The sequence below is a fragment of the Streptomyces sp. 1331.2 genome (assembly GCF_900199205.1).
Lineage (GTDB): Bacteria > Actinomycetota > Actinomycetes > Streptomycetales > Streptomycetaceae > Kitasatospora.
This window is the reverse complement of sequence record NZ_OBMJ01000001.1, coordinates 1,645,129-1,650,284: the sequence shown is the minus strand read 5'-3', so window position 1 is coordinate 1,650,284 and position 5,156 is coordinate 1,645,129. Positions and strand designations below refer to the sequence as shown.

The window sequence follows — 5,156 nt, the reverse complement described above, 5'->3', positions numbered from 1 at the left end:
CCTGCGAGTGGAAACCGTCGGAAGAAAAAGAATTCTCCGGAATCTTCGGAAAAGGAGCGATCGCATGAGCAGCAACCCCTTCGAGGACCCCGAGGGCAGCTACCTCGTGCTCGTCAACGACGAGGGCCAGCACTCCCTGTGGCCGGCGTACATCGACGTGCCCGAGGGGTGGCGCACCGCCCTGGAGGCGACCGCTCGCGACGCGGCCCTCGACTACATCAACACCCACTGGACGGACATGCGCCCCGCCAGTCTCGTACGGGAGATGGAAGGCGCCGACGCCTCCTGAAACTCCCCGTGTGGCCCGCCCGCGAGCGCTTCCCGGCGCCCGGGGGCGGGCCACCCGGCTTTTCTGCGGAAAGTACGCCGTCGCCCGGCCAGGGCGGCGCCAGACCACACCGAAGGGGGAATCCCGGATGCCGGTCGTCCCGGTCAACGGAATACGCCTGCACTACGAGGACACCGGCGCGGGTGAGCCGGTCGTGCTGATCCAGGGGACGGGGGGCGGGGCCACCGTGTGGCAGCTGCACCAGGTGCCCGCGCTCACCGCCGCCGGATTCCGCGTGATCACCTTCGACAACCGGGGCATTCCGCCGTCCTCGGAATGCCCCGAGGGCTTCAGCATCCGGGACCTGGTGGGCGATGTCGCCGGCCTCGTCGAACGGCTCGACCTGGGCCCGGTCCGGGTGGTCGGCACCTCGCTGGGCGCCTTCGTCGCCCAGGAGCTCGCCCTGGCCCGGCCCGACCTGGTGCGCCGGGTCGTGCTGATGGCCACCCGCGGCCGCACCGACACCCTGCGGGCGGCCCTCAACCGGGCCGAGATCGAGCTGCACGACGCCGGGGTGTTGCTGCCGCCGCGCTACGCCGCCGTCCTGCGCGCGCTGAGGTCGCTGTCGCCGCGCACCCTGGACGACGACGCCGCGCTGGCCGACTGGCTGGACCTGTTCGAGCTGGCCCCGGCGGGCGGCCCCGGCCTGCGTGCCCAGATGGAGCTGAGCATGCTGGACGACCGTCTGGAGGCCTACCGGGGCATCCGGGTGCCCTGCCAGGTGATCGCCTTCGCGGACGACGTGGTCACCCCGCCGCACCTGGGCCGGGAGGTCGCGAACGCCGTGCCGGGGGCGGTGTTCGACCTGGTCGAGTGCTGCGGCCACTACGGCTACCTGGAGGACCCGGACACCGTGAACAAGCTCCTGGTGGAGTTCCTGAGCGCGGCGACCGACTGAGCACGACCACCGGCCGAGCACGACCACCACCCGGCCGCAGCGACCGCCCGGGCGCACGCACGCCTCCGGCCGGCCCGGGGGAAACCGGAGCCGGCCGGAGGCGCGTGCGCCGTGCCTGCACACGGGAGGGGGGAGAGGTGCCCGACGGGGGCCCGGGCGCCTCTCCCCCCTCGTTCGGGGGACCTGCCCTACGGCTGGTAGGAGTCAGGTCGGCCGTCGTGGCCCTGGGGCCGCGGCGGGGGCCAGGCCTGCGTCAGGTGGGGCGCCCGGCCGTCGCCGGTCGTCCCGTACGCCTGCTCGGCGGGGTGGTAGGCCGGGGCGCCGTAGCCGTTCGAGGCGGTGGCGCTGCGGTCCGGCACGGCGTAGGGGACGTACTGCTCGGCGAACGGCGGCTCCTCCACCAGCACCGGCTCCCGGTGGCCCTGGCCGGCGCCCGCGCGCTGTCCGCGGAGGCCGCCGGGCAGGCCGCCCGGCCACCAGTTCCACTTCCCGAGGGCCGCCATCAGGGCCGGCAGGACGAAGATCCGGATGACCACGGCGTCCAGCAGGATCGCCGCCGCCAGGCCCACGCCCAGCTGCTTGAACTCGACCATGCTCAGCGTGCCGAAGATCGCGAACACCCCGACCATGACGACCGCCGCGCTGGTGACGACCCCGGCGGAGCGGGAGATGCCGTCGCGGACGGCCTCCTTGACGCTCGCGCCGGTGAGGGCGGCCTCGCGGATCCGGCTCACCACGAACACGTGGTAGTCCATCGAGAGGCCGAACAGCACCACGAAGAGGAACAGCGGCAGCCAGGAGACCACGGCGCCGGTGCTGTGGAAGTCCAGCAGCTTCTCGGCCCAGGTGTGCTGGAAGACCGCGACGAGCACCCCGAAGGCGGCGCCGGCCGACAGCAGGTTCAGCAGGATCGCGGAGAGCGCCACGGCCAGCGAGCGGAAGATGAAGGCCATGGTGGCGAAGGTCAGCAGCAGGATGAAGCCCACCACCCACGGCATCCGGTCCTTCAGATGGCCGGTGAAGTCGATGCCCTGCGCCACCTTGCCGCCGACGCCGCTCTCGACACCGGGGACGCCCTGGACGGCCTCGGGCACCCAGGCCCGCAGCAGTTCGAGGGACTGCCGGGCGCCGTCGCTCTTGGGCGAGTGCGGCGTGCCGACCTGCACGACGTGGACGGTGCGGTCCTGCGACTCGCGGATCTCGGGCGTCCGGTCGTGGGCGAAGACGGCGTCGGCGGAGGTGCGGGTGAGCAGGGTGGTGAGGGCGCCCTTGACCTTGTCGGCCTGGTCGGCGGGGGCGCGGACGGCCACCTGGTGCACGGTGCCCTTGCTCGGGAAGGCCGCGGTCAGCCGGTCCATCGCCTGGACGACGGGGATGTCGCGGGACAGGTCGTCGGAGCCGGGCTGCTTCAGGCTCATGTCGAGGGCGGGCACGGCGAGCGCGAGCAGCGCGCCGACGGAGACCACGAGGGTGAGCACGGGCTGGACCAGGGCCGGCTTCAGCAGCGCCCGCCACAGCTTGGACTCGCCGGAGCGCATGGTCAGCCGCCACAGGAAGGGGACCTTGGGCCGGTCCACCCAGCGGCCGAGCTTGGCGAGCAGCGCGGGCAGCACGGTCAGCGAGGCCAGCACGGCGACGGCCACGACGATGATGGAGCCGGTGGCCAGCGAGGCGAAGGTGGCCTCCTGGGCCAGGTAGAGGCCCGCCATCGACACGATCACGGTGGCGCCGGACACCAGGACGGTGTGCCCCGAGGTCTCCGCGGCGATCTCGATGGCGTCGATCCGGGAGGCGCCCTTCTGGCGTTCCTCGCGTTCCCGCTTGAGGTAGAAGAGCGAGTAGTCCACGCCGACGGCCATGCCCATGAGCAGGATGACGTTGCTCACCGCGCTGGTCTCCGGCAGCACGTGCGAGGCCAGCGCCGACAGGCCGGTCGCGGCGCCGACGCAGGAGATGGCGAGGACCACCGGCACCCCGGCGGCGATGATCGCGCCGAAGACGACCAGCAGGATCAGCATGGTCAGCGGAAGGCTGATGAACTCGGCCTTCTGGAAGTCCTTGCCCAGGGTCTCGGTGAGCCCCTTGGCGGTCGAGCCGGTGCCGACCTGGTCGATCCGCAGGCCCTGGTGGGCGTCCTGGGTCGCCGCGCTCGCGTCGAGCAGCGGCTGGATGCGCCGGTCGGCGTTCTCGGTGTCGCCCTTCATGGTCACCGGGAGCAGCAGGGCCTTGCCGTCGGGGGAGGGGACGGCCTGGCCGACGCTCTCCACCTCCGGCAGCGCCTTCATCCGGCCGGCGAGCTCCTGGGCCGCCTGCTGGGCGGCCTTGAGGTCCAGCGCCCCGCCGGCCTGGGCCGTGATCAGGACGTTCTCCTCGGGCTTCTCGGTGAAGTGGCCGGAGGCGACGATCCGGCCCGAGCGGCCGGACTCACCGACCCCGGACTCCGAGTCGCTGATCTTGTTGCTCCCGGCCGCCCCGCCCAGGAAGAGGCAGGCCACGACGAAGACCACCCACAGTCCGATGGCGGACCACGGATGCGTGGCACTCCATCGCGCGACCCTTACCGTTGCCGGCTTCTTTCGCACGTTCTGCTTCCTTCCATTGCTGCGGAAACCGCGCGGGCGGCTGCCGTCGTGGCGATGGGGAAAACGTTAGTGACGGGCGCCGGGCCGGGACACGAGGTAAACCGCCCTGGTATCCCCGGGTTTCCGCAGTCCGCGGCCTGGGGGTTCCCGTAACGCGGGCCGTGCGGTTTCCCGTAAGGCTCCCGGCCGGAATCTTGACCCGACGAATTCCGGCGGCTAGCTTCATTTTCCGGTTCGCCCTTTCGGATCGCACGGCTCGGCAAGCCCGTCGACAGGAAGATGTCATTCGTGGCATTAGGCAAGGGGAAATAATGGAAACTGTGGTCCTCACCCGGCAGCATATTGCCAAGATCGTCAAGGAAAAGGGTTTCGACCATTTCATGGACCGGATGATCGCCCGGCTGGGCGACGTGTTCCGGGACGGCGGGCGCGGCGGTGTGACCCCGGCACGGGAAGGATTCCTGCGCGGCCCGGGGGACACCGCCATCCTCGAATGGATGCCGCACCATCGGCCCGGCGACTCGATCACCATCAAGACCGTGGGCTACACGCCGTCCAATCCGCAGGAGCACCGGCTGCCCACGATCATCGGGTCCATGACCCGGTACGACGACGTGACGGGCCGTCTGCTGGCGGTCTGCGACGGGATCCTGCCCACCGCGATCCGGACCGGCGCCGCCTCGGCGATCGCCAGCCGGCTGCTGGCCCGCCCGGACAGCCGGGTGCTCGGCCTGGTCGGGGCCGGCGCGCAGGCCGTCGCCCAGGCCCACGCCCTCAGCCGGGCCTTCCCGCTGGAGCGGATCCTCGTCCACGACGTCGAGCCGGGCCACGCGCGGTCCTTCGCCGAACGGGTGGAGTTCCTCGGGCTGGACGTCCGGGTGGCGACGGTCGCCGAGATCGAGGCCGCGGCCGACATCATCTGCACCGTCACCTCGGTGGCGGTCGGCGCCGGCCCGGTGCTGCTCGGCGAGCACCTTCGCCCGCACGTGCACATCAACGCCATCGGGGCGGACCTGATCGGCAAGTTCGAGGTGCCCCGGCACGTGCTGGAGTCCGCCTTCGTCACGGCCGACCACCGCGGCCAGGCCCTGCGCGAGGGCGAGTCCCAGCAGCTGGCGGAGAGCGACCTCGGGCCCGACCTGATGGAGCTGTGCGCGGACCCGGCCCTCGCGGCGGCGCACCGGGACGGCCTGACCGTCTTCGACTCCACCGGCTTCGCGCTGGAGGACCACGTGGCCTTCGACGTCCTGCTGGAGCTCGCCGCCGAGGCCGGGATGGGCGACCACGTCCAGATCGAGCACCTGCCCGAGGACGCGCTCAACCCCTACGCCTTCGCGTAGGGCCGGTC

4 protein-coding genes are annotated in these 5,156 nt (G+C 71.9%); 3 read left to right on the top strand and 1 reads right to left on the bottom strand.

Going from position 1 to position 5,156, the window contains the following annotated elements; all coding sequences use genetic code 11:
* The first annotated feature begins 64 nt into the window (after nucleotides 1–64).
* Nucleotides 65–289 carry an MbtH family protein gene (locus CRP52_RS06980; RefSeq protein ID WP_097235605.1) on the top strand — a complete coding sequence of 75 codons (225 nt, stop codon included), beginning with the start codon at nucleotides 65–67 and terminating at the stop codon, nucleotides 287–289.
* 127 nt (nucleotides 290–416) lie between these two features.
* Entirely contained in the window at nucleotides 417–1,226 is an 810-nt protein-coding gene (locus tag CRP52_RS06975; protein ID WP_097235604.1) for an alpha/beta fold hydrolase, read from the top strand.
* A gap of 188 nt (nucleotides 1,227–1,414) precedes the next feature.
* On the opposite strand, the gene CRP52_RS06970 is transcribed toward CRP52_RS06975, so the two are convergent.
* Nucleotides 1,415–3,733 (bottom strand): MMPL family transporter, encoded by a 2,319-nt coding sequence (locus CRP52_RS06970; RefSeq protein WP_257032329.1) that lies wholly within the window; start codon nucleotides 3,731–3,733, stop codon nucleotides 1,415–1,417.
* 386 nt (nucleotides 3,734–4,119) lie between these two features.
* Between CRP52_RS06970 and CRP52_RS06965 the strand changes: the two genes are divergently transcribed.
* Complete coding sequence (locus tag CRP52_RS06965) at nucleotides 4,120–5,148, top strand: ornithine cyclodeaminase family protein (protein ID WP_097235602.1); 1,029 nt, start codon at nucleotides 4,120–4,122, stop codon at nucleotides 5,146–5,148.
* Nucleotides 5,149–5,156: the final 8 nt, after the last annotated feature.